The sequence below is a fragment of the Verrucomicrobium sp. genome, from assembly GCA_028283855.1.
In the GTDB taxonomy this organism is placed as follows: domain Bacteria; phylum Verrucomicrobiota; class Verrucomicrobiia; order Methylacidiphilales; family GAS474; genus GAS474.
Genome location: JAPWJX010000005.1, coordinates 249,779 through 273,148 on the forward strand (window position 1 = coordinate 249,779; position 23,370 = coordinate 273,148).

The following is a 23,370-nucleotide window of genomic DNA, read 5'->3' on the forward strand; positions in this document are numbered from 1 at the left end:
ACATTAAGTTATGACGGTGGGAGCGCAACCTAAAAAACGCCTAAGCAACATTTATGGCAAAAGCATTTAAGCATCCGCTTTTCTGGCTCGCGCTCCTCCTTGCGGGGGGAATCGCCGCCTATGCGAACGCCTTTTCCGTTCCCTTTCTTTTCGACGATCTCCACTCGATCCGGGAGAACCAGTCGATCCGTCATCTCTGGCCGTTGTGGGGTCCGCTCTCGCCGCCGCACGGGGGGCTGACGTTCAGCGGGCGGCCGTTGGCCAATCTCACCCTGGCGGTGAATTACGCCTTGGGCGGATGGAACGTGCGCGGCTACCACGCCTTCAACCTGGCCGTTCACCTCCTGGCCGGGCTGGCGCTTTACGGTATCGCGCGGCGGACGCTCCTCCGCACGCCGTTCGGGGAAGAGGCGGCGCTGTTGGCGGGCGTGATCGCGCTGCTTTGGACGCTCCATCCCCTGCAAACGGAATCGGTCACCTATCTTTCCCAGCGGGTCGAGTCGATGGCCGGACTCTGCGCGTTCTGGACCCTCTACGGATTCATACGGGGGGTGGAGGCGCCGGGCTGGCGGGTTTTCTCCGTCCTGGCCTGCGCCTGCGGCATGGCGTGCAAGGAGACGATGGCGGCGCTCCCTTTGCTGGTTTTGTTTTACGATCGGGCGTTCGTCCTGGGTTCCGTGCAAAAGGCGATCGAGCTGCGGCTCGGCTACTACGTTGCCCTGGTTCTGACATGGGTGATCCTGGGAAAGGAAGTGGCCTGGGAGCAGATGCGCAGCGGCACCGCCGGGGAGGGGACCATCACCGCCGGCAACTATCTGGTCACGCAGGGCTACGCCATCGCCCATTACGTGCGGCTGGCTTTCTGGCCGTTCCCGCAGATTTTCGATTACGGCACGGCGGCGGTGCCGTGGGGCCGGGCCTGGCCGGGCTTTCTTTTCGTCGCGGCGGGCGTGGCGGCGACGGGCTGGGCGTTTTTCCGCCATCCGCGCGCGGGTTTCCTGGGGCTGTGGTTCTTCGCCATCCTGGCGCCGTCCTCCAGCGTCGTCCCGGTGGCTACACAGGTCATGGCGGAGCACCGGCTCTATCTCTCCCTGGCGGCTTTGGTCGCGGGAGCGGTTCTCCTTTTGCGGCGGGGGACGGGCTTCCGGACGATCCTGTTCGTCGGGCTGGCCGCCGCCGTCGGTCTGGGCGGCGCCACCTGGCGGCGCAATGCCGATTACAGGAGCGGCGAGGCGATCTGGCGGGACACCGCGCGGAAGCTCCCTGCCAACGGCCGGGCCTGGAGCAACTGGGGCTGTCTGGTTTACGAGGACGGCCGGCTCGAGGAGGCCCTACCTCTTTGGCGCAAGGCCCTGGAGGTGAATCCGAGGGATGGGGACGCCTGGCTGAACATCGGCCTCTATTATTATCTCAAAGGGAATTTCCCGGAATCCGTCGTCGCTTACCGCCGGGCGCTGGCCTTGCTGCCGTACAGCGCTGCGGCCCACTCCAATCTGGGTAAGGCTCTCTTCGACATGGGCAACCGGGAGGGAGCGTGGGCGGAATATTTCACGGCGTTGCGGTTTCGCCCGGAATTCGTCCCGGCCTGGAACAACCTGGGCTTCTATTATGAAGCGGCGGGGAAGAAGCCGGAAGCACGGCACGCCTATGAAAAGGCCCTCCAGCTCGACCCCGGCAACGCCTACGCCCGTGACGGCATGAAGCGGCTGGATACCGCCCGTTGACTTGTGTCCGTCCGGGAGCGTGCCTAAGGTAATCCCGTGAGCTGTACCGCGCCCGTCCCCGTTCCCGCCGATCCGGCCTCCCGCGTCGCCGCCCTGCGCGCCAAGATTCCCTCCGAAGGCCTCTTTGCCGAGAAGCGCTGGCGTCTTAGCCCGGAGGCTTTTCCTTTAAGCCCCCTGCACCTGGAAAAGCTGGAGAAACTAGGCCCTCTCCTGCACCGCTTCAACCAAGCCTGCAACCTCCTTTACCGGCAAAGCGTCCGGGGCAAGCAGCCCGCCTGGATCGCTGACCTCCTGGACCGGGGCAAGCCCGCCGACCTCGTCGAAGCCTCCCGGGCCGACGCCGCGGCCCAGCAGGTCCCCGCCGTCATCCGTCCCGACCTGATCGTGACCGAAAAAGGCTTCTGCCTGTGCGAGCTCGATTCGGTCCCCGGCGGCATCGGCCTGACGGCCTGGATGGCCCAGGCCTACACGGAGCTGGGGGAAAATGTCCTGGGCGGCCCGGACGGCATGCGGACCGGCTTCGCCTCCATCCTGCCGGAGGGCGACGTCGTCATCTCCGAGGAAGCCGCCACCTACCGCCCGGAAATGGAATACCTTCTGGGCCGGGACCGCGTGAAGGCGGCGGAAACCTACCAGCCGGACGGTAGGCCGATCTACCGTTTCTTCGAATGCTTCGACTGGGAGAACACCGCCCTTTCCAACCTGCGGCAGAACTGGAGCCAGATGGGCCCCGTCACCCCGCCGCTCAAGCCCTACCTGGAGGAAAAGCTTTGGCTGGCCCTTTTCTGGCTCCGCCCGCTCCTGCCCTTCTGGCGCCGGGAATTGAGCGACAAGGGCGTCGCCCTCCTCCAGGAAACCATCCCCTATAGCTGGCTCGTCGATCCCACGCCCCTGCCGCCCCACGGCGTCATCCCCGGCTTGGAGATCCACGACTGGAAAGAAATGGGCCAATTCAGCCAGGCCCAGCGGGAGCTGATCCTGAAAGTCTCCGGCTATTCCCCGCTGGCCTGGGGCTCCCGGGGCGTCCACCTGGGCTCCGACCTGGCCGCCGGAGCCTGGCAGCAGGAGATCGACCAGGCGCTGGCCTCCTACGGAAAGACCCCCTACGTCCTGCAACGCTTCGTAAAAGGGGCCCTCTTCGACCACCCCTTCGTCGACGAAGCCGGGGCGGTTCACGTCATGAAGGGGCGCGTCCGCCTCTGCCCCTACTACTTCGCCTCGAAACCGGAAACCCGGCCCACAGTCAGCGGCGCCCTGGCCACCATCTGTCCGGCGGACAAAAAGCTCATCCACGGGATGAAGGACGCCATCCTGGTCCCGGCGAAGGCGGCGGCGTAATTGCGACAATTGGGGGAAAGCGGCATTCAAATTGCTTAACCTCTAAAAAATACCTCATGCATTTCCCCCCTCCGCCTCAGCCGGTGCCCGTCCTCACCGCTGCCGCGCCCCAGGCCCCCGTGGTGACGAACACCGTCATCCTCCAAAAGGCGCCTGCGCCCAATCCACTTTTGCCGGGAAAGCCCGTCGTACAGGGCATTCAGCTGGGCAATCCCCGCTTGGCGGAGGAACAAGAAGCCCTCCGGCAGCGCCAAGGCCCCGCCGTCCCCGTCACCATGCAGGAAATCAAAGAAGCGGACATCCGCTGCCGCATTCCGGTGGAGGGAATTCCCAAGCTTTTCCGGCGCTCCACTGATCCGGCCTGTAAGGCTTTCAACGAATCCCCGCGCGGGGTGCAGGTGCAGAACCGTTAAAAAAGGGGGGCTGCATGTTCCGCCTTTTCGTCTTCTGCCTCCTGGTATTCGGCCTCTACGTCCTTCTCTACGGCACGCCCCCGGTCGCCTCGATCGACGCCTCCCTGCCGCCCGCGCTGCGGGAGATCATGGCCAACCTCCACAATTCCGCCCTGACCAGCATCGGCCAGGCCTTCGCGCAGGGACGCGTGGCCCTGGGGCAATTGGGCGACGCCATCGCCTCCTCCCTCCGGCATTAGGCCGCGTCCGTTCTCCATTAGAAAACATCGCCGGTTTTCTTTTTGACGCCTTCTCTCTTATGCGAGTAAGGTGCGCCGTCCCTTTTCCTAATGAACATTCACGAATACCAAGCCAAAGAATTGATGGAAAAATTCGGCGTGGCGACCCCGCAAGGAAAAGTCGCCTCCACTCCTGCCGAAGCCGAAGCCGCCGCCGAATCCCTGGGCGGCAAAAACCTGGTCGTCAAATCCCAGATTCACGCCGGGGGCCGCGGGAAGGGGACCTTCAAGAACGGCTATAAGGGCGGCGTCCACTTGGTGGGCAGCTCCAAGGAAGCCGGCGAAGTCGCCGGGAAGATGCTGGGCCAGACCCTCGTCACCGTGCAGACGGGCGAGGCGGGCCGCCTCGTCCGCAAAGTCCTCATCGCCCAGTCGAAGGAAATCGCCCGGGAACTTTACTTCGCCATCGTCATGGACCGCGGCGTCTCCGGCCCCGTCGTCATCGCCAGCACGCAAGGGCGGCGTGAACATCGAGGAAGTCGCCGAGAAAAACCCCGAGCTGCTCGTGAAAGAGCCGGTCGACCCGCTCCTGGGCCTCCAGCCCTACCAGGCCCGCAAGCTGGCCAAGGCCCTCGCCTTCAAGGGCAAGTCGGTCAAGGCCGCCTGCGCCATCTTCCACAGCCTCTACAACCTCTTCCTGGAATCGGACTGCTCCCTCCTGGAAATCAACCCCCTGATCGAAACGCCGGAAGGCGAGGTGCTGGCCCTCGACGCGAAGTTCAACTTCGACGACAACGCCCTCTTCCGCCACCCCGACATCGTCGCCTACCGCGACGTGGAGGAGGAAGACCCGCGCGAGGTCGAGGCCTCCAAGTTCAACCTCAACTACGTCGGCCTGGACGGGAACATCGCCTGCATGGTCAACGGCGCGGGCCTGGCGATGGCCACCATGGACATCATCAAGTTCTACGGCGGCGAGCCGGCCAACTTCCTGGACGTCGGCGGCGGCGCCAGCGAGCAGCAGGTCACGGAGGCCTTCAAGATCCTCGTCGCCGACAAGAACGTGAAGGCCATCCTGGTCAACATCTTCGGCGGCATCATGAAGTGTGACGTCATCGCCCAGGGCATCATCAACGCGGCCAAGGTCACCGGCCTCCAGATCCCCCTCGTCGTCCGCCTGGAGGGGACCAACGTCGCCCTCGGCAAAGAGCTGCTGGAAAAGTCCGGCCTCGCCATCACCACCGCCGACAACCTCGGCCAGGCGGCCCAGAAGGCCGTCGCCGCCGTCAAGTAACGCTTACCACAAACATATGTCCGTACTCGTTGGAAAGAACACGCGCCTGCTCGTGCAGGGCATCACTGGAAAAGCCGGCGGCTTCCACGCCAAAAGCTGCATGGAATACGGCACCAACGTCGTCGCCGGGGTCACCCCGGGCCGCGGCGGGGAGAAGTTCGAGGAAAAAGTCCCCGTCTTCGACACCGTCCTGGAAGCCCGCGAGCAGACCCAGTGCAACGCGACGATGATCTTCGTCCCCGCGCCCGCCGCCGCCGACTCCATCCTGGAAGCCCTCGACGCCGACATCGAGCTGATCGTCTGCATCACGGAAGGCATCCCCGTCGTCGACATGATGCGCGTGAAGGCCGCCCTGGAGAAAAAGCCGCAGAGCCGCCTCATCGGTCCCAACTGTCCCGGCGTCATCACCCCCGGCGCGTGCAAGATCGGCATCATGCCCGGCTACATCCACAAGCCCGGCCGCTACGGCATCGTCTCTCGCTCCGGCACCCTGACCTATGAGGCCGTCTGGCAGCTGACCAACCTCGGCTTCGGCCAGAGCACCTGCATCGGCATCGGCGGGGACCCGATCAACGGCACCTCCCAGACCGACGCCGTCCGCCTCTTCAACGAAGATCCGGACACCGACGCCATCCTCATGATCGGCGAGATCGGCGGCAGCGCGGAAGAGGAAGCCGCCGCCTACATCAAGTCTTACGTCAAAAAGCCCGTCGCCGCCTTCATTGCCGGCGCCAGCGCGCCTCCGGGCCGCCGCATGGGCCACGCCGGAGCCATCATCTCCGGCGGGAAGGGGACCGCGGCCGCCAAGATCGAGGCGCTCAAGGAGGCCGGCATCGCCATCTCCCCGACCCCCGCCGAGATGGGCCAGACCCTCGTCGATCACGTCAAAAAATCGAAATAATCGAAAGGAGAACGGAAGATGACTTTGGCTTCTCGCGGATTGGAAGGTGTGGTGGCGGCGGAAACCCGCCTGAGCGACGTGCGGGGCGCCGAAGGGCAGCTCATCTACGCCGGCTACGACATCAACGAACTGGCGGGCAAAGTCACCTTCGAGGAGATCGTCTACCTCCTCTGGCACCTGGAGCTGCCCACCCGCGCCCAGCTCAACGAGCTGAAGCAGGACCTGGCCGCCGCCCGCACGCTGCCGGAAGGCCTCCTCTCCTACCTTAAGACCATCCCACACGACGCCCAGCCGATGGACGTCCTGCGCACGGCCATCTCCATGCTCGGCCTCTACGATCCCGAGCACGGCGAGTCCCTGGAACTCAACCGCCGCCGGGCCGTTTCCATCACGGCCAAGATCAGCGTCATCGCCGCCTACTTCCACCGCCTGCGGCAGAACCTGCCGCTGCCTCCGGTCCGTACCGACTTGGGAGAAGCCGCCCACTTCCTCTACCTGCTCAGCGGCAAGGAACCCGGCCCCGAGGCGGTGAAGACCCTGGACATCGCCTACGTTCTCCACGCCGACCACGGCTTCAACGCCTCCACGTTCAGCGCCCGCGTCACCATCTCCACCCTGACCGACATCTACTCCGCCATCACCGCGGCGATCGGCACCCTCAAGGGCCCCCTGCACGGCGGCGCCAACGAGGGGGTCATCCACATGCTCGAAGAGATCGGCGGCGTCGACAAGGTCGACGCCTGGGTCCACGAGCGTCTGGCCAAGAAGGAAAAGATCATGGGCATGGGCCACCGCGTCTACAAGACCCTGGACCCCCGCGCCCCCCACCTGAAGGAAATGGCCATCCGCCTCACCAAGGAACTGGGCGAGCCGAAGTGGATCGAGATGAGCGAGAAGATCGCCGAGATCATGCTCCGCGAGAAGCACCTCAACGCCAACGTCGATTTCTACTCCGCCACCGTCTACTACAGCCTGGGCCTGCCCACGGACCTCTTTACCCCCATCTTCGCCATCGCCCGCACAGCCGGGTGGACCGGGCACATCCTGGAGCAGCTGGCTGAAAACCGGCTCTTCCGCCCCCAGAGCGAATACATCGGCCCCGAGGTCGGACGCAAGGTCGTCCCCCTCGACGAGCGGTAAAACCGGCATGATTTGGGGATTGCGTCGTCCCGGCGCTTCCTCTTCTATCATCCCCCCAACCCTTTTTATCCCTATGAAGCGCCATACCCTCAGCGTCCTCCTCTTCCTGGCCGCCGCCCTTTCCGGTTTTGCCCAAGGCGATGCCAGCATGCCGTCCGGCGGCGCGGGCGATTCCTTTTCCTCCAGCCCGGCCGTCCCTGTCTACCTGGCGGTCCCTAGCACCCAGAAGCAGGCCCAGCAGATCCACCAGGAATTGGCCGTCGACTACTCTTACGTCGGCGGTTCCCAGGCCCGCAACGGCGGCACCCACTACGGCGACAGCGACGCGCAGGAGCACGACGTCCGTTACAGCGCCCTCGTTCCCTTTGACGAAACCTGGGGCATGTCCTTCGGCGTCGACTACTCCCGCTTCGATTTCGGCAACCCCTCCACCGCCGCGGGCCTGCCCCAGAACATCGAGGCCGTCGTCCCCAACATCGGCGTCCGCTACAAGGTCGACGACCAGTGGGCTCTCTTCGGCCGTTTCGCCCCGGAGATCGAGAACCTCAACAATTGGAGCCAGTCCCAATACATCCGCTACACCGGCGCCTTGGGGGCTTTTTATGACGTGAACCCGGCCCTCCAGTTCACCTTCGGCTTGGCCATCAACCCCGGCACCATCAAGATTCCGGTCATGCCCCTGGTCGGCATGCGCTGGAAGTTTGCCGACTCTTGGACCCTCTTCGTCGGCTTCCCCAAATCCTCCGTCGAATACCGCATCAACCCCAAGTGGGTTGTCGGCGCCGGCCCCTCTTTCAAAGGCGGCGTCTTTCGCACGGACGGGGATTACGGCACCGCTTCAGGCCGTCCCGACCTGAACAACCAGCATTTCTACTACCGGGAAATCCGCGTCGGCGTGAACACGGAATACCAGTTCACCCCGTGGATGGCCCTCGACGCCGAGGTGGGCGGCTCCCTCTACCGCGAGTTCGACTTTGATGACGTCGGCTCCGGCTACAAGGTCAAGAATCAGCCCGCCCCCTACGGCCAGATCGGCCTGAAGTTCCGGCTTTAAAGCCTGGCCCGATACGTCATGGCGTGGGCATCAGCTCCTCGCCCGTATTGTAAGGGGCTAGGTTCTCTCCCTTGATCGGCTCCGGCGGCGGAGCGGCTTCCTTCAGGATGCCGTCCAGCGCGTCCAGATCAGTGATGCGGTAACTCTTCGGGATCTCAAAGCGGCTCGCCTTCAAAGGCGCATCGGCGCGGAATTCGGCCAGCGCCATCGTATTCCGCGCGCTGCCGTGCTCCATCCAGGTGAGGGCGGCCGGGCACCCGGCGTCCGCGGGCAGGGAGTTGAAGAGCGGCTCGATCCCGTCCGGGGCCACTTCCCGCATGGCGACGAGCCGCACCACGTCGGAGACCAGGGCAAAGCGCTTCCACAGGGCCAGCTTCGCCCCCGCCTGGGGGTCGGCCTTGTTCAGGAACGGAATATGGGCCTCCACGGCGCGCGTCCCTTCGCCAGCCGCCTCCCAGGTCTTCTCCTTCCCGTCGCCGCCCTCGAAGTGCCAAAGCCACCGGCCGTCGTCGCCGCCCTGGCGGGAGGCGGCGGGGAAACCGGGCAGGTTCTCGTCCAGGATGTTCTGCCCCCGGCGCTGCTTGCGGACGGCGGCGGCCACCTCCGGCCAGTTGAATTTCCAGTAGTAGGCGTCCCGTTCCTCCAAGCCCACCAGATCGCCCGTCTTCGTGTCGTAAAGGATGCCGAAGCGGCGGGAAGGCTGCTCGATCCGCAGCCGCGCACCGTCCCAGAAAAGCTCCAGCGTCTCCCGCGAGTCGGGGTAACGGCATTCCACGGAGGCCGTCGTCATGAGCGGCGCGGCGCAGCCAGCGCCCGCCAGCAAAATGAAAAGCAGGCCGCTAAACGTCGACCGCATCGTCTTTCGCCTTTTTGGCCCGGGCGCCGAAGAGGATCGTGCCAAGCCGGACGATGGTGCTCCCTTCCTCGATGGCGACTTCGAAATCGGCGCTCATCCCCATGGAAAGCTCCGGCAGATGCAACCCGGTCTCCTTCTCCACGCGGTCCCGCGTTTCCCGCAGCCCGGCGAAGACGGGGCGGACCCGCTCCACCTCCTCGTAATAGGGGGCCAGCGTCATCAAGCCGCAAAGCTCCAGGGAGGAAAGGGCGTTGATCTGTTTCGCCAGGGCGGAAGCCTGCGCGGGCGCGACGCCGAATTTCTGCGATTCCCCCGCCTGGTTCACCTGGAGGAGGACCTTCAGCCGCCGCCCTTCCTCCTTCGCCCGCGCGTCGAGCGCGGAGGCGATTTCGATGGAGTCGAGGGACTGAACCCAGTCGAAAAGCGCCGGGACATACTTCACCTTGTTCGACTGCAAGTGGCCGATGAGGTGCCAGGTGCCGCGCGGGCCGCAGTCCTCCTTTTTCGCCCGGGCTTCCTGGACCTTGTTCTCGCCGATCTGGTCCAGCCCGGCGGCGACCGCCTCCCGGACCGTCTCGGCAGGGTGATTCTTCGTCACGGCGATGAGGGTGACCTCCTCCGCCTTTCGGCCCGCCTTTTGGGCCGCGGCGGCGATCCGCGCCTGGATCACCGGATATTGTCGGTTGAAAAAACTGTTCATCTGAAAAAAGCTCTATAAGTTCTACTTATTCCGCATGCAAATCGAGTCGCTCAAGGTTTTCCGTGATCTTGTCGAGACGTCCAGTTTTAGCAAGGCCGCCCGCTCCAATTCGATCACCCAGTCCGCGGTGAGCCAGCAGGTGCGCGGATGGGAAGAGCGCTTCGGCCTGCCGCTCATCGACCGCAGCGGCAAGCAATTCGCCCTCACGCGGGAAGGGGTCCTCTTCTACCAGACGGCCAAGAAGATGATCGACGATTTCGACGCCTTCCAGCACGGCCTGGCGGAAATGCGCAACGTCGTCGCCGGCCCGATCCGCGTCTCCGCCGTCTACAGCGTCGGCCTGCACGAGCTGCCGCCCTACCTCAGCGCCTTCCTGCGCGCCTATCCCTCCGTCAACGTCCACGTGGAATACCGCCGTGCCAACCAGGTCTACGAGGACGTCGCCGAAGGAGCCAGCGACCTGGGCCTCGTCGCCTTTCCCGTCACGCGGAAGGGATTGCGCGTCGAGTCGTTCCGGCAGGACCGCCTGGTCTTGATTTGCAGCGCGCGCCATCGCCTGGCCGGGCAGAAGGAAATCCCCATTGCCTCCGTGGCGAAGGAGAAGTTCATCGGTTTCGAGCCCGACATCCCCACGCGCAAGGCGCTCGACAAGATCTTCAAGGAAAACGGGGTCGAGGTGAACCCCGTGATGGAATACGACAATGTCGAGACGGTGAAGCGCGCCGTGGAGGTCGACGCGGGCGTCGCCATCGTGCCGCTGGCCAGCGTTGAGCAGGAGCTGAAGCGGCAGACCCTCCGCACCGTCGAGTTCAAGGAGGAGAAGCTCTACCGCCCGCTGGGCATCCTATACAAGGGCGGCCGCATCCTTTCCCCCGCCGTCCGCCGCTTCCTGGACGCGCTCAAGGAAGAGCCGCCCTCATTTTGATATGGCGTCCTATTACCAATGCCAGCGCTGCGGCAACTGCTGCCGCTGGCCGGGAACGGTGCGCGTGAGCGCGGAGGAGACGGACGCCATCGCAGCCCATCTCCGTTTGGCGCCGGACGAATTCATCTCCCGCTACACGGAGCTGCTACCGGACCGCCGGGGCCTGACCCTTCGCTCCACGCCGGACGGCGCCTGCATTTTCCTGGAGGGAAAGAATCACTGCGCCATCCAGGGGGCCAAGCCGCGCCAGTGCTCCGGTTTCCCCAACACCTGGAACTTCCCCGGCTGGCGGGACGTTTGCGAGGCCACGGAGATCGCCGATGCGGCGCTTTGACACCGTCATCCTGGGCAGCGGCATCGCGGGGCTTTCCCTGGCCCTGCGCGCGGCCCGCGCCGGCACCGTCGCCATCCTGACGAAGAAAGGCTCCGCCGAGTCGAACACCAACTACGCCCAGGGGGGCATCGCCTGCGTCACCTCGGAGGAGGATTCCTTCGAGATGCACGTCCGCGACACCCTGGAGGCGGGCGCGGGCCTGTGCCATGAGGACGTCGTCCGCCGCATCGTGGAGGAAGGTCCGGAGCGGGTGCAGGAGCTGATCGACCTGGGGATGCAATTTACCGGGCGGGGCAACGGCGTCCGCGGGGAGTTCGACTTGGGGAAGGAAGGCGGCCATTCCAAGCGGCGCATCCTCCACGCCAAGGACGTCACGGGCCGGGAGATCGAGCGGACGCTTTTGGCTGCCGTCGCGGCGGAGCCGAACATCCGGATATTCGAGAACTTCACCGGCATCGACCTCATCACCCGGCGCAAGCTCGGCTTCGGCGGACCGGACCGCTGCCTGGGCGTCTACGCCTTGGACAACCAGAGCGGGGAGGTGGAGACCTTCGGCGCGGGTCACGTCGTCCTGGCCACGGGCGGCTGCGGAAAAGTCTATCTCTATACCACCAACCCGGACATCGCCACCGGCGACGGCGTCGCCATGGCCTTTCGCGCCGGCGTGCCGGTGGCCGACATGGAATTCGTCCAGTTCCATCCCACCTGCCTCTTCCACCCGCAGGCGAAGAACTTCCTCGTCAGCGAGGCGGTGCGCGGGGAGGGCGGCCTCCTGCGCGACGCCAGGGGCCGCCGTTTCATGGAAGGAACGCACCCGATGGCGGAGCTGGCCCCGCGCGACATCGTGGCCCGCGCCATCGACGCGGAGATCAAGCGCAGCGGCCTGCCCTGCGTCTACCTGGACATCACCCACAAGGGGGCCGATTGGGTGAAGGAACGCTTCCCCTTCATCTACGAGAAGTGCTTCTCCTTCGGCATCGACATCACGAAGGAGCCGATCCCCGTCGTCCCCGCCGCGCATTACCAATGCGGCGGCGTGCAGAGCGGCATCGACGGGCGGACCTCCCTGCCGGGCCTTTGGGTCGCCGGGGAGACCGCCTGCACCGGCCTGCACGGGGCCAACCGCCTGGCCAGCAACTCCCTCTTGGAGGCGCTGGTCGTCGCCCACGGCGCGGCCTTGGCCATGGAGAATGAGGGCAAGCCTGCCGAGGTGCCCCCTCTGCCGGAATGGGAAAGCGGCTCCGCCTCCGATCCGGACGAACTGGTCGTCGTCACCCACAACTGGCGGGAGATCCGCCAGCTCATGTGGGACTACGTCGGCATCGTGCGCACCACCAAGCGGCTGCGCCGCGCCGGAGCGCGCCTCCGCAACCTGACGGAAGAGGTAAGGGAATACTTCTGGAATTACAACGTGACGGCCGATCTTCTGGAACTGCGCAACCTGGTTTTGGTGGCCTCCCTCATCGTCGATTCGGCCCTCTCCCGGCAGGAGAGCCGCGGCCTCCACTACAATACCGACTTCCCGTTGCCGGACGATTCCCGCCCCCCGCGGGACACCGTCCTCACTCCTTGACGGAGTAGGCGATCGTCACCCAGCTGGCGCGGGCGAAGTCGATGCCGGACGCCTCCCGCACCGGTCCGGTGAGGACCGGCGGCAAGACGCGGACCTTTGGCTCCCGGCGCTTCCAGATCGCCTCCAGCGCAGGCCCGATGCCGATTTCCCGCTCCAGCGCCACGGAAAGTAGCGGCCCCGGCCCGTTCAGCGCGGCGGGATTTTCCGGGAAGGCCCAGCGGCGGCCGGTATAGAAAATGAGGCTCCCCTCGGTAAAGCCGTAGGCCAGGCACGCGGCGTCGGCGGGAAGGGTGGCGGAAGCCTCCGCCACGGCCAGGGCGGGCAGGAGCGGCCGAAGGGAGGTGCCCAGGATGAGGAACCCGGCGGAGACGGCGAGCACGGGTACCCAGGCCAGGCGGAAGAGATTCCCCCGCCAGAGCAGGGCCAGGAACATGAGCCCGCCCAGCACGGTCCAGAGGCCCAGCAGGGCTGCGCGCAGGTGGCGCAGCTCCGGTGTCCACGGCGCGGCGACGATCACGGCGCCCAGAGCCAGGAGAATTATTCCCCAGAGAGCCAGGACGCCTCCGGCAAAGACGCGGGCCCAGCGCGGCAGCGGCCCGTGCAGCCCGGGCGCCTGGGCCAGGAGGAGGAAAAAGGCGGGGAAAGCGGGCAGGATGTAGTGGGGCAGCTGCGTGGCGTAGGCGGTGAAGATGAGATAGGGAGCCACCAGCCAGGCGACCAGGAAGGCGTTCCGCGCATTCCAATGCCGCCGCGCGGCGACCGCCGCCGCCCCGGCGAAGGCGATCCACGGGAAGAAGCTGAGCAGGGAGGTGACCAGATAGTAGGGCAGGAAGTAATGGCGGCTGTTGAGCGGCTCCATGCCGCGCGCCACCACATGTTCCCCGATGCCCACATGCCACCACCGCCCGTCGGTGACCAGCAGGCAGGGGACGCCCCATAGCGCGGTGAGGGCCAGCAGGCCCAAGAGGCCCCGGACCAGCCGCAGGTTTCGCCAAGGCAGGGGCCGCCGCCAGAAGACGAAGCGGTAAAGGAGCGCCGTCACGACCGGCACGGCCAGGGTGATCGGCCCCTTGGCCAGGAAGCCGACAGCCAGCGAGCCGTAGAGGAGGAGCCGCTTGCGCGTGCCGTTCTCCGCCGTATCCAGCAGGTCGAAGAGAGCCACCTGGGCCACAGCCACTGCCAGCACCATCGGCATGTCGGCCACGGAGAGCCGTCCGTGGAGGAGGACCTGGAAGGAGGTCAGAAAGGCGAAGCCCGCGACGAACCCGGCCGCCGCCGTGAACCACCGCGCTCCCGTGGCATAGAGAAAGAGCGCCAGGACAATGGCGGAAAGGATCGAGTGGAGGCGGGCCATCAGTTCCGTCACCCCGCCCAGCTGGTAGAAAACGGACATCACCCAGTAGGTGAGGGGGGGTTTGTCGAACCGTTCGTGCCCGTTGAAGGTCGGCACCAGCCAGGAATGGCGTTGGAGCATCTCCCGCGTCGCCTCGGCAAAGCGGGGCTCATCCCGGTCAATAAGGGGCAGCTCCGCGCTGCCCAGGACCAGGAGGAGAATGCCCGCCGCCACCAGGAGCCAGACATGGGCGCGCGGAGAAAGGGAGGGGACCTGCATGAGGGGCCAAATTTGTAACTGCATTTCCTCCTTTTGGCCAGAGGCCCCTTTTGATATTCCTGAAGGAGCTTGAACAGCGATTCGCGCATTTTTATCGCCGGGCATCGCGGCTTGGTCGGCTCGGCTTGCTGCCGGGTCTTTCAAAATCACGGATTCCGGAACCTCGTCACCCGGACGCGGCAGGAGGTCGATCTTCAGGACCGGCAGGCCGTGGACCGTTTCTACAAAGAGGCGAGGCCGGAGTACGTCATCGTCGCGGCGGCAAAAGTCGGCGGCATCGGGGCCAACTCCCGCTACCCGGTCGAGTTCCTCGTCGATAACCTGGAGATCGAGATCAACCTGATCCGCGGCGCCTACGAGGCGGGGGTAAAGAAGCTCCTCTTCCTGGGCAGCTCCTGCATCTATCCGAAGATGGCGGAGCAGCCCATCGCGGAAGAATCGCTCCTGGGCGGCCACCTGGAGCCGACCAACGCCCCCTACGCCATCGCCAAAATCGCCGGCATCTCCCTTTGCCAGGCCTACGCCCGCCAATACGGGGCCAAGTTCATCTCCGCCATGCCGACGAACCTCTACGGCATCGGCGACAACTTCCACCCGGAAAACTCCCACGTCCTGCCCGCCCTCCTGCGCCGCTTTGACGAAGCCGCGCGCCGGGGCGATGCCGAAGTCGTCGTCTGGGGCAGCGGCGCGCCCCTGCGGGAATTCCTCTTCGCGGACGACCTGGCGGAGGCCTGCCTCTTCCTCCTCCAGAATTACGAGAGTCCGGAGATCCTCAACGTCGGCTACGGGGAGGATCTCCCCATCAAGGAACTGGCGGAAAAAATCGCCGCCTTGGTCGGCTTTAAGGGGAAGATCGTCTGGGATCGGAGCCGTCCGGACGGAACGCCGCGCAAGCTGATCGATTCGGCCAAGATCCGCGGTCTGGGCTGGAAGCCCCGCACCTCCCTGGACGAGGGGCTGGCGCAGACTTACGCCTGGTGGCGTTCCCAGGAACCCGCTCCGGCTTCCGCTTAAGGCTCTTATGCTGCGCAAGCGCCAGCAGTTCTACTACCAGATCCTCCAGTGCATCGACGCCGCCGTCCTGACCGGCGCGCTGGCCCTGGCCCATTGGCTCCGCCTTCATCTGCCGAACATCTCCGGCATGGAGCCGACGTGGGAGCTGGGCCCGCTGGGAAACTACCTGTGGCTCCTGGGCATCATCCTGCCCGCCGGGCCGCTCCTCCTGGAAGTGCAGGACTTTTACCGCATCCCGTTTCCGCAAAGCCGGTGGGTCGTCCTGGGCCGCGTGGTGCGGGCCGTCTTCTACCTCTGGCTTCTGCTCCTGGGCGTCATCGTCTTCCTGCGCATCCCGGCGGAGAACGTCAGCCGCGGCGTTCTCCTTCTCTTCATTCCGGTGGCCGTCTGCCTCATGATGGTCCGGGACGCCGCCTTCCGGCTTTGGTACGTTCGCCAGGGCCTCGTTCGAGCCAAGCGGATCATGCTCTGCGGCTCCACCAGCCAGCGGGCCCACTGGCGGAAAATGATCGAGACTCACCCGGACCACAATCTGGCCATCTATGCCGAGATCGACCTCCATCAGGACACCTCCAGCCAGTTCATGGAGGCCCTCCACCGGCACAGCATTGAGATCGTCCTCTTTGAGATCAATCCGGCCATCCTTTCCGAGATCAACGGCGCCATGAAAGTCTGCGAGTCCGAGGGGATCGAGTCCTGGGTCTCCGCCGACTTCATCACCACCACGCTGGCCCGCCGGGAATTCGACGAATTCCTGGGACAGCCCCTCATCGTCTTCCGCACCGCCCCGAACGCCGCCTGGCAACTCCTCCTCAAGGGAATGATGGACCGTTGCGGGGCCTTTCTCCTCCTGTTGATTACCGGGCCTTTCCTCCTCCTGATCGCCTTGGCCATCCGGGTTAGTTACGGTTCCCCCGTCCTGTTCACGCAAATGCGGAGCGGGCGCCATGGCAGACCCTTCGTCATGTATAAGTTCCGTACGATGGTGAACACGGCGGAACAGAAGCAGGAAGAACTGGCCGCCTTCAACGAAATGGGGGGGCCCGTCTTTAAAATGAGCAACGATCCCCGGGTAACTCCATTGGGCAAGTGGCTCCGCCGCACAAGCTTGGACGAGTTTCCCCAGCTCTGGAATGTCTTGAGGGGGGAAATGAGCCTCGTCGGCCCCCGGCCCTTGCCGGTCCGGGAAACCGAAAAATTCAGCGACTACACCCAGCGCCGCCGGTTGAGCGTCAAACCGGGGCTAACCTGCCTCTGGCAGATTGCCGGGCGCAACGAGATCAAGGACTTCTCTGATTGGGTGCGCCTGGATCTGGAATACATCGACCACTGGAGCTTCTGGGGGGACCTCCGCATCCTTCTGAAGACCATCCCCGTCGTCCTTTGGGGGAGGGGGGCCAAGTAGGCAAAATTCTGCTTGTCACGGCGGTTGGCTTCTCTACGCTAGCCCCCTCACACAAAGAATATGGAAAAGAACGAAAAGACCGCTGTGGTCAATGAGTTGAAGCTCCACGAGTCCGACACCGGGTCGGCCGACGTGCAGATCGCCCTCCTCACCCACCGTATCAACGACCTGACCTCCCACCTTCAGCAGTTTAAGAAGGATCACAGCTCCCGCCGTGGCCTCCTTCGCATGGTCAATCGCCGGCGCAAGCTGCTCGATTACCTTAACGGGACCAATCCGTCCCGTTATAAGCAGGTGCTGGCCAAGCTGAGCCTGCGCAAGTAACCGTCGCGCCAGTCCTTCGGGACTGGCGTTTTCGTTTACAGACAGCGCGCGTGGCGCCCTTGGGGGGCGCTCCGCTCAGTTTAAGTCACTTCTCTCTGCGGATCGGTCACGCTCCCCGTGCCCAGGCCCGCATCCACTCATACAAAAATAAGGAAATAATACATATGGATACCGCAACCCGCCTCTCGACCCAGTTCGGGGCCAATCAGATCACCTTCGAAACCGGCAAGCTCGCCAAACTGGCCGACGGCGCCGTCACCGTCACCTACGGCGAGACCATGGTCATCGTCACGGCCGTCTCCGCCACCACCATCAAGCAGGGCCAGGACTTCTTCCCCCTGACCGTCGAATACCGCGAGCGCGCCGCCGCCGTCGGCCGCATCCCCGGCGGCTACTTCCGCCGTGAGGGCCGCCCCTCCGAGAAGGAAATCCTCACCTGCCGCATGACGGACCGCCCGCTCCGCCCCCTCTTCCCGAAGGGCTACCTCTACGACACCCAGATCATCACCACCCTCCTCTCCGCGGACGGCGTGAATGACCCCGACATCCTGAGCATCAACGGCGCCTCCGCCGCCCTCATGGTCTCCGACATTCCCTTCGCCGGCCCCATCGGCGCCACGCGCGTCGGCCGCGTCGACGGCAAGCTCGTCATCAACCCCACCCATGAGCAGCGCTCCATGAGCGACCTGGACCTCGTCTACGTCGGCACGGAGAAGGAAGTCCTCATGATCGAAGGCAGCGCCGAAGAGCTGCCCGAGGAAGAGTTCAACGCCGCCCTGGAATTCGCCCAGAAGGAAATCCAGGCCGTCGTCTCCCTGCAGAAGGAACTGGCCGCCAAGGCCGGCAAGGCCAAGCGCCAGGTGCCCCTCTTCACCGTCGGCCAGGAACTGCTGGAAATCGCCTACTCCGTCGCGGGCGACCGCATCGAAGGGGCCATCTACACCCCCCGCAAGGTCGAGCGCCAGAAGAACGTCGACGCCCTCAAGGCCGAGGTGAAAGCCAAGATCCTGGAAGCCCATCCCACGGCCACCGACTTTGAGATCAGCTCCGCCTTCGACTACCTGCAGAAGAAGGCCTTCCGCAAGAGCGTCCTGGAAGGCGGCAAGCGCGCCGACGGGCGCGGCGCCAATGACATCCGCCAGCTCTCCGGCGAGACCGGCATCCTGCCGCGCTCCCACGGTTCCTCCCTCTTCGCCCGCGGCGAGACCCAGGCCGTCTGTCTGGCCACCCTGGCCTCCGTCAGCGAAGCCCAGGAGCTCGACGGCTACACCGGCGGCGAGACCAGCAAGCGCTTCATCCTCCACTACAACTTCCCGCCGTTCAGCGTGGGCGAGACGGGCCGCGTCGGCGGCCTGAACCGCCGCGAGATCGGCCACGGCGCGCTCGCCGAGCGCTCCATCCTGGCCGCCCTCCCCAGCGAGAGCGACTTCCCCTACGCCATCCGCGTCAGCTCCGAGGTGATGGAGTCCAACGGCTCCACCTCCATGGCCTCCGTCTGCGGCGGCGTCCTGGCCCTCCTGGACGCGGGCGTGCCCCTGAAGGCCCCCGTCGCCGGCATCTCCGTCGGCCTCGTCACCGAGTTCCAGAACGACCAGATGGTGAAGCACCTCCTGCTCGACGACATCATCGGCAGCGAAGACCACTTCGGCGACATGGACTTCAAGCTCTGCGGCACCGGCACCGGCGTCACCGGCTTCCAGCTGGACCTCAAGCTCCCCGGCATCCCGCTCTCCCTCCTGAAGGACGCCGTGGCCCGCGCGAAGACCTCCCGCACCAAGATCCTGGCCTTCATGGACACCGTCATCAAGGGGCCGAAGGAGCTGTCCAAGTACGCTCCGCGCATCCACACCCTGCGCATCGACCCGGACAAGATCGGCCTCCTCATCGGGCCCGGCGGCAAGACCATCAAGAGCATCACCGCGGAAAGCGGCGCCGAAATCAACATCGAGGACGACGGCACCGTCATGATCTACTGCAACAACGCCGAGGGCATGGAAGTGGCCCAGCAGATGATCAGCGACCTGACCGGCGAGGTCGAGGTGGGCAAGCTCTACCGCGGCCGCGTTACCGGCATCAAGGAATTCGGCTGCTTCGTCGAGATCATGCCCGGCCGCGAAGGCCTGGTCCACATCTCCGAGCTTTCCGACACGAACGTGCGCCGCACCGAGGACGCCGTGAAGATGGGCGAGGAAGTCTGGGTCAAGTGCATCGGCGTGGACGACCGCAACCGCGTGAAGCTCAGCCGCAAGGCCGCCCTCAAGGAACGCGCCGCCACGGCCGCCAACTAAGGAACCGGTAGCCATGCCTCTTCCCGTCGGCAGCAAGGCCCCGGACTTCGTCCTCAAGACGAAGACGGCCGAGGGCCTCGTGGACGTCCGCCTTTCCGACTTTGCCGGAAAGCAGAACGTGGTGCTGGTCTTCTTCCCGCTGGCCTTCACCAGCGTCTGCACGCAGGAGCTGTGCGACCTCTCCTCCGGCCTGGCGTCCTACAAGGACGTCAACGCCCAGGTCCTCGGCATCAGCGTGGACAGCCCGTTCACCCAGGAAATCTTCGCGCAGAAGGAGAAGATCGCCTTCCCCCTCCTGAGCGACCTGAACAAGGAAACGGCCAAGGCCTACGACGTCGTCTTCCGCAACCTGGCCGGCATCGGCGACACCTCGGCCCGCGCGGCCTTCGTCGTCGACAAGGAGGGAACCATCGCCTACAGCGAGCAGACCCCCACGCCCAAGGACCTGCCGAACTTCGCCGCGGTCAAAGAGACCCTGGCCAAGCTGAAGTAAGGGATTCCTTAGCAAAGAAAAAGGCGCTCCGGATACCGGAGCGCCTTTTTTTGTGCCGTCTTTGACGGCTACGCCTTCACCTTGGCGAAGAAGCGCTTGCCGCACTTCACCACCGTCTCGGTGGAGCAATCGATCGGGGCCATGGGGTCGACGACTTTCTCTCCCGCCACGGTGACGCCGCCCTGGGTGATGAGGCGGCGCGCCTCGCTGCCGCTGGAGGCGGCCTTGATCTCCTGCAGGAGCTTCGCCAGCGGGAGCTTGTTCTCGGAAAGGGTGAAGGACGGGATCTCGTCCGGCAGCTGGTGCTGGGAGAAAACCTTCTCAAACCCCTCGCGCGCCTGGCGGGCGGCTTCCCCGTTGTGGAAGCGGGTGACGAGGCGGGCGGCCAGCTGTTTTTTGGCTTCCATGGGATGCAGGGACTTGTCCAGCTCCTCGCCCAGGAGGATCGGGTACCAGCGGGCCATCAGCTCGTCGGAGATGCCCATCACCTTTCCGAACATGTCGGCGGGCGTGTCGTTGACGGCGATGTAGTTGCCCAGCGATTTGCTCATCTTGTTCACCCCGTCTGTCCCTTCCAGAAGGGGCAGGGTCAGGACGACCTGCGGCGGCTGGCCGGTCTGCTCCTGCATGTCGCGGCCGATGAGGAGGTTGAAAAGCTGCTCGCTGCCGCCCAGCTCCACGTCGGCGCGGACCTCCACGGAGTCCCAGCCTTGGAGGAGGGGGTAGGTCAGCTCGTGCATGGCGATGGGCTTGCCCGCCTCCCGGCGCTCCTGGAAGTCGCGCCGCTGAAGCATCTGGGTGGCGCTGCCGCGCCGCTGGAGCTGGAGTAGGTCGACGGCGGTCATCTTGTTGAACCAGGTGCCGTTGTAGACCACCTCCGTCTTGGCGGGGTCCAGGACCTTGAAGGCCTGGTCCTGGTAGGTGGCGGCGTTGGCGGCGATGGCTTCCCGGGAAAGTTCCGGGCGGGTGGAATCGCGGCCCGTGGGGTCGCCGATGGAAGCGGTGAAGTCGCCGATGATGAGGACGGCGTGGTGGCCGAGGTCCTGGAACGCGCGCAGCTTCAGGAGCGGCACGGTGTGGCCCAGGTGGATGTCCGGCGCGGTCGGGTCGACGCCGAATTTCACCCGCAGGGGGCGGCCCAGGGCCAGCTTCTTGGCCAGCTCCTCCTTGGAGTGGACGTGTTCGGTGCCGCGGGTGAGGGCGGCGAGGGGGTCTTGGGTCATGAAAGGGGGGATAAAGAAAAAAGGGCGGGCGGATGATCCGCCCGCCCTTTTGGGGATGGTCCGAAAGGACGAGCCTTACTTCTTGCTCTCGCCGGGGCGGTAGTCTTCCTGCGCCTGGGCGAAGGCGTCCTCGAGGGAGCCGAGGTCCTCGCCGGGACGGATGGTGTCCAGGCGCTCGCGCTCCTTCTCGAACTGTTCGTCGCTGTAGTCCATGGTCTTCAAGGAGAGGCCGATGCGGCGCTCCGCCTTGTCGATGCGGATGATGCGGGCCGTGACGTCCTGGCCGATCTTGAGCACGTCCTTGACCTTGGCAACGCGCTCGTTGCTGATCTGGGAGATGTGCACCAGGCCGTCGATGTCGTCGGCCAGCTGGACGAAGGCGCCGAAGCTGGCGACCTTGGTGACCTTGCCGCTGACGGTCTCGCCGACCTTGTAACGCTCTTCGATGGACTTCCAGGGATCGTCACCCAGCTGCTTAAGGCCGAGGGAGATGCGCTGGTTGGTCTTGTCGATCTCGATGACCTTGGCCTCGATCTCGTCGCCCTTCTTGAGCATTTCGGAGGGGTGGTTGATCTTGCGGGTCCAGCAGAGGTCGTTGACGTGGATGAAGCCGTCGATGCCCTCGTCCAGCTCCACGAAGGCGCCGTAGGCGGTGAAGCTGCGGACGGTGCCCTTCACGGTCATGCCGGCCGGGTACTTGAGGGAAACCTCTTCCCACGGGTTCGGGTCGAGCGCGCGGACGGAGAGGGAGATCTTCTGGTCGTCCTTGTTGACGTCCAGGACCACCGCTTCCAGCTCCTGGCCGACGGTGAGCACGTCCGCCGGACGCGCCACGCGCTTGGTCCAGGAGAGCTCGGAGACGTGGACCAGGCCTTCGATGCCGGGTTCCAGTTCCACGAAGGCGCCGTAGGGGGCCAGGTTCGTGACCTTGCCCTTGACCTTGCTCTGGATGGGGAACTTGTCGGCGATCTTGTCCCAGGGGTTGTCGCTCTTCTGCTTGAGGCCGAGGGAGACGCGCTCCTTCTCGCGGTCGACGTCGATGACCATGACTTCCAGCTCCTGGCCGACGCGCAGCAGCTCGGAAGGATGGGTCAGGCGGCTCCAGCTCATGTCGGTGATGTGGAGCAGGCCGTCGATGCCGTCCAGGTCGATGAAGGCGCCGAACTCGGTGATGTTCTTCACCGTGCCGTTGACCAGGCTGTTCTTCTTGACGCTCTCCAGGAACTTGGAGCGCTTCTCGGCGCGCTCCGCCTCGACGATCTCGCGGCGGGAGAGGACGACGTTCTTGCGCTCTTCGTTGATCTTGACGATCTTGCAGGTCAGGCTCTTGCCTTCGTATTCGCGCAGGTTCTTCGGCGCGATGACGTCCACCTGGGAGGAGGGGAGGAATGCCTCGACGCCCACGTTGAGCATCAGGCCGCCCTTGACCGCGGCCTTCACCTTGCCGGTGATGACGCCGCCTTCGTTGTAGGTCTTCAGGATCTTGTCCCAGTTCTGCTTCTGGGAGGCCTTTTCCTTGGAGAGGACGACGGTGCCGTCCTCGTTCTCCAGCTCTTCGAGCAGGACTTCGACCTCGTCGCCGACGTTCAGCTCGGCGGGTTCTTCAAATTCGTTGAGGGAGATGACCCCTTCGGACTTGTAGCCGATATCGACCAGGATTTCCTTGCTGCGCTTCTCGATGATGCGGCCCTTGACGATGCTGCCTTCCTCGAAGGTCTTCATCGACTTAGCCAACAGTTCCAACATTGCTGCCATGGATATGTCTTTCCTCCCCTTTTTGCGTTCATTTTCCGGCTTTTGGGGAAAAGGCCGCCCGCGCGCCGGAGGGAGATGAAAGAGATAGGACCGGCGTCCTGCGGGCTGGAACCTGATCCAGCCGGAAGGGCGATCCTACGCGTTCCGCAAAACCCCGCAAGCCTTAATCATCAACCGGTAAACGCATCTCCACGACGGCCCGCTGGGCCCCGTCCCCGTTGGTGGCGTCAAAGGGGATGAATTTGTCCATGGGCAGGACGACGCTTTGCCAGGGGGACTCGTAGAGGACGGCGTTTTCCTCTCCCAGGAAGCGGACGCGGACCTGGACGGTCAGGGGCCGCTCCGTGAGGTTGCGGATCTGGCAGGTCACTTTCAGGCTGCCCTGGCCGTCGGAATAGGCGTGGAAGTCGCCGATGTCGATTTTCTTTCCCAGGGCGGCGTCTAAGGCCTGGAAGGAGGCGGCGTTATCGGTGGGCAGCGGGGTCCAGCCTTCGCCCGGGCCCTTGCGCATGGCGGGGCCGGGGGCGCTGGAGCAGGCGGCCAGGAGGAGGGCGATGAGGAGCAGGCCCCTCATGAGATCTTGGCGATTTCCGCCATGATCAGATGGGCCAGCTCGGCGTAGCCTTCCTTCCCTTTGGCCGCGAGTTCCTCATAGGGCGGGGTGAAGGGCTTGCCGATGGAGACGCGCAGGGGGTGGCGGTTGAGTTTTTTCCCGCCCATGGGCAGTGCCTCGTAGGAGCCGAAGAGGCGGACGGGCAGGATGGGCACCCCGGCCTTGGCCGCGAC

23 protein-coding genes and 1 pseudogene are annotated in these 23,370 nt (G+C 65.0%); 17 read left to right on the forward strand and 7 right to left on the reverse strand.

Annotated features, from left to right (window positions below):
- Window positions 1–53 precede the first annotated feature (53 nt).
- From PW734_10785 to PW734_10825, 9 genes and pseudogenes are all read left to right on the forward strand, one after another.
- Window positions 54–1,724: a tetratricopeptide repeat protein gene (locus tag PW734_10785; GenBank protein MDE1171672.1), complete on the forward strand. Its 1,671-nt coding sequence runs from the start codon at window positions 54–56 to the stop codon at window positions 1,722–1,724.
- A 36-nt stretch (window positions 1,725–1,760) separates the two neighbouring features.
- Window positions 1,761–3,062: a hypothetical protein gene (locus tag PW734_10790; GenBank protein ID MDE1171673.1), complete on the forward strand. Its 1,302-nt coding sequence runs from the start codon at window positions 1,761–1,763 to the stop codon at window positions 3,060–3,062.
- Window positions 3,063–3,118: 56 nt separating this feature from the next.
- On the forward strand, window positions 3,119–3,475 hold the full coding sequence (locus PW734_10795) for a hypothetical protein (GenBank protein MDE1171674.1): 357 nt from the start codon (window positions 3,119–3,121) through the stop codon (window positions 3,473–3,475).
- Between the two features lie 14 nt (window positions 3,476–3,489).
- Complete coding sequence (locus tag PW734_10800; protein ID MDE1171675.1) at window positions 3,490–3,714, forward strand: hypothetical protein; 225 nt, start codon at window positions 3,490–3,492, stop codon at window positions 3,712–3,714.
- A gap of 123 nt (window positions 3,715–3,837) precedes the next feature.
- A pseudogene (gene sucC / locus PW734_10805) lies at window positions 3,838–4,143 on the forward strand (succinate--CoA ligase subunit beta).
- Between the two features lie 73 nt (window positions 4,144–4,216).
- Window positions 4,217–4,987, forward strand: coding sequence for an ADP-forming succinate--CoA ligase subunit beta (gene sucC / locus PW734_10810; protein MDE1171676.1), 771 nt, complete (start codon window positions 4,217–4,219; stop codon window positions 4,985–4,987).
- Between the two features lie 16 nt (window positions 4,988–5,003).
- Window positions 5,004–5,888 (forward strand): succinate--CoA ligase subunit alpha, encoded by an 885-nt coding sequence (gene sucD, locus PW734_10815; protein ID MDE1171677.1) that lies wholly within the window; start codon window positions 5,004–5,006, stop codon window positions 5,886–5,888.
- Window positions 5,889–5,906: 18 nt separating this feature from the next.
- On the forward strand, window positions 5,907–7,028 hold the full coding sequence (locus PW734_10820; protein MDE1171678.1) for a citrate synthase: 1,122 nt from the start codon (window positions 5,907–5,909) through the stop codon (window positions 7,026–7,028).
- 73 nt (window positions 7,029–7,101) lie between these two features.
- Complete coding sequence (locus PW734_10825) at window positions 7,102–8,082, forward strand: DUF6268 family outer membrane beta-barrel protein (GenBank protein MDE1171679.1); 981 nt, start codon at window positions 7,102–7,104, stop codon at window positions 8,080–8,082.
- A gap of 16 nt (window positions 8,083–8,098) precedes the next feature.
- On the opposite strand, the gene PW734_10830 is transcribed toward PW734_10825, so the two are convergent.
- Together PW734_10830 and PW734_10835 are read right to left on the reverse strand one after the other, a co-directional pair.
- The gene (locus tag PW734_10830; GenBank protein MDE1171680.1) at window positions 8,099–8,938 is read right to left on the reverse strand and encodes a hypothetical protein; all 840 of its coding nucleotides are present in this window, start codon (window positions 8,936–8,938) and stop codon (window positions 8,099–8,101) included.
- On the reverse strand, window positions 8,922–9,638 hold the full coding sequence (locus PW734_10835) for a YggS family pyridoxal phosphate-dependent enzyme (GenBank protein MDE1171681.1): 717 nt from the start codon (window positions 9,636–9,638) through the stop codon (window positions 8,922–8,924). The genes PW734_10830 and PW734_10835 overlap by 17 nt, the downstream gene beginning before the upstream one ends.
- A gap of 34 nt (window positions 9,639–9,672) precedes the next feature.
- Here PW734_10835 and PW734_10840 point away from each other — a divergent pair, with 34 nt between their 5' ends.
- From PW734_10840 to nadB, 3 genes are read left to right on the forward strand one after another with little or no spacing between them, the layout of a single operon-like run.
- Window positions 9,673–10,563, forward strand: a complete 891-nt coding sequence (locus PW734_10840; protein MDE1171682.1) for a LysR family transcriptional regulator — start codon at window positions 9,673–9,675, stop codon at window positions 10,561–10,563.
- Between the two features lies 1 nt (window position 10,564).
- Window positions 10,565–10,897, forward strand: a complete 333-nt coding sequence (locus tag PW734_10845) for a YkgJ family cysteine cluster protein (GenBank protein ID MDE1171683.1) — start codon at window positions 10,565–10,567, stop codon at window positions 10,895–10,897.
- Window positions 10,884–12,470, forward strand: a complete 1,587-nt coding sequence (gene nadB, locus PW734_10850) for an L-aspartate oxidase (GenBank protein MDE1171684.1) — start codon at window positions 10,884–10,886, stop codon at window positions 12,468–12,470. Before PW734_10845 ends, nadB begins: the two co-directional genes overlap by 14 nt.
- On the opposite strand, the gene PW734_10855 is transcribed toward nadB, so the two are convergent.
- Window positions 12,460–14,106: a glycosyltransferase family 39 protein gene (locus PW734_10855; GenBank protein MDE1171685.1), complete on the reverse strand. Its 1,647-nt coding sequence runs from the start codon at window positions 14,104–14,106 to the stop codon at window positions 12,460–12,462. The genes nadB and PW734_10855 overlap by 11 nt on opposite strands.
- A 45-nt stretch (window positions 14,107–14,151) precedes the next feature.
- Here PW734_10855 and PW734_10860 point away from each other — a divergent pair, with 45 nt between their 5' ends.
- The 5 genes from PW734_10860 to PW734_10880 all read left to right on the forward strand — a co-directional run bounded on the left by PW734_10860 (window position 14,152) and on the right by PW734_10880 (window position 19,606).
- Window positions 14,152–15,096, forward strand: a complete 945-nt coding sequence (locus tag PW734_10860) for a GDP-L-fucose synthase (protein MDE1171686.1) — start codon at window positions 14,152–14,154, stop codon at window positions 15,094–15,096.
- Window positions 15,097–15,103: 7 nt separating this feature from the next.
- Window positions 15,104–16,501: a sugar transferase gene (locus PW734_10865; protein ID MDE1171687.1), complete on the forward strand. Its 1,398-nt coding sequence runs from the start codon at window positions 15,104–15,106 to the stop codon at window positions 16,499–16,501.
- A 60-nt stretch (window positions 16,502–16,561) separates the two neighbouring features.
- Complete coding sequence (rpsO, locus tag PW734_10870; GenBank protein ID MDE1171688.1) at window positions 16,562–16,825, forward strand: 30S ribosomal protein S15; 264 nt, start codon at window positions 16,562–16,564, stop codon at window positions 16,823–16,825.
- Between the two features lie 164 nt (window positions 16,826–16,989).
- Window positions 16,990–19,113 (forward strand): polyribonucleotide nucleotidyltransferase, encoded by a 2,124-nt coding sequence (locus PW734_10875; GenBank protein MDE1171689.1) that lies wholly within the window; start codon window positions 16,990–16,992, stop codon window positions 19,111–19,113.
- A gap of 13 nt (window positions 19,114–19,126) precedes the next feature.
- Window positions 19,127–19,606, forward strand: a complete 480-nt coding sequence (locus PW734_10880) for a redoxin domain-containing protein (protein MDE1171690.1) — start codon at window positions 19,127–19,129, stop codon at window positions 19,604–19,606.
- A 68-nt stretch (window positions 19,607–19,674) separates the two neighbouring features.
- Here the strand turns inward: PW734_10880 and tyrS are convergent, their stop codons facing one another.
- From tyrS to PW734_10900, 4 genes are all read right to left on the reverse strand, one after another.
- Window positions 19,675–20,829 (reverse strand): tyrosine--tRNA ligase, encoded by a 1,155-nt coding sequence (gene tyrS, locus PW734_10885; protein MDE1171691.1) that lies wholly within the window; start codon window positions 20,827–20,829, stop codon window positions 19,675–19,677.
- A 75-nt stretch (window positions 20,830–20,904) separates the two neighbouring features.
- Window positions 20,905–22,701 (reverse strand): 30S ribosomal protein S1, encoded by a 1,797-nt coding sequence (locus tag PW734_10890; protein ID MDE1171692.1) that lies wholly within the window; start codon window positions 22,699–22,701, stop codon window positions 20,905–20,907.
- A gap of 46 nt (window positions 22,702–22,747) precedes the next feature.
- Window positions 22,748–23,158 carry a hypothetical protein gene (locus tag PW734_10895; GenBank protein ID MDE1171693.1) on the reverse strand — a complete coding sequence of 137 codons (411 nt, stop codon included), beginning with the start codon at window positions 23,156–23,158 and terminating at the stop codon, window positions 22,748–22,750.
- On the reverse strand, window positions 23,155–23,370 hold a 216-nt coding region (locus PW734_10900), incomplete at its 5' end, for a 1-acyl-sn-glycerol-3-phosphate acyltransferase (GenBank protein MDE1171694.1). The genes PW734_10900 and PW734_10895, both read right to left, overlap by 4 nt.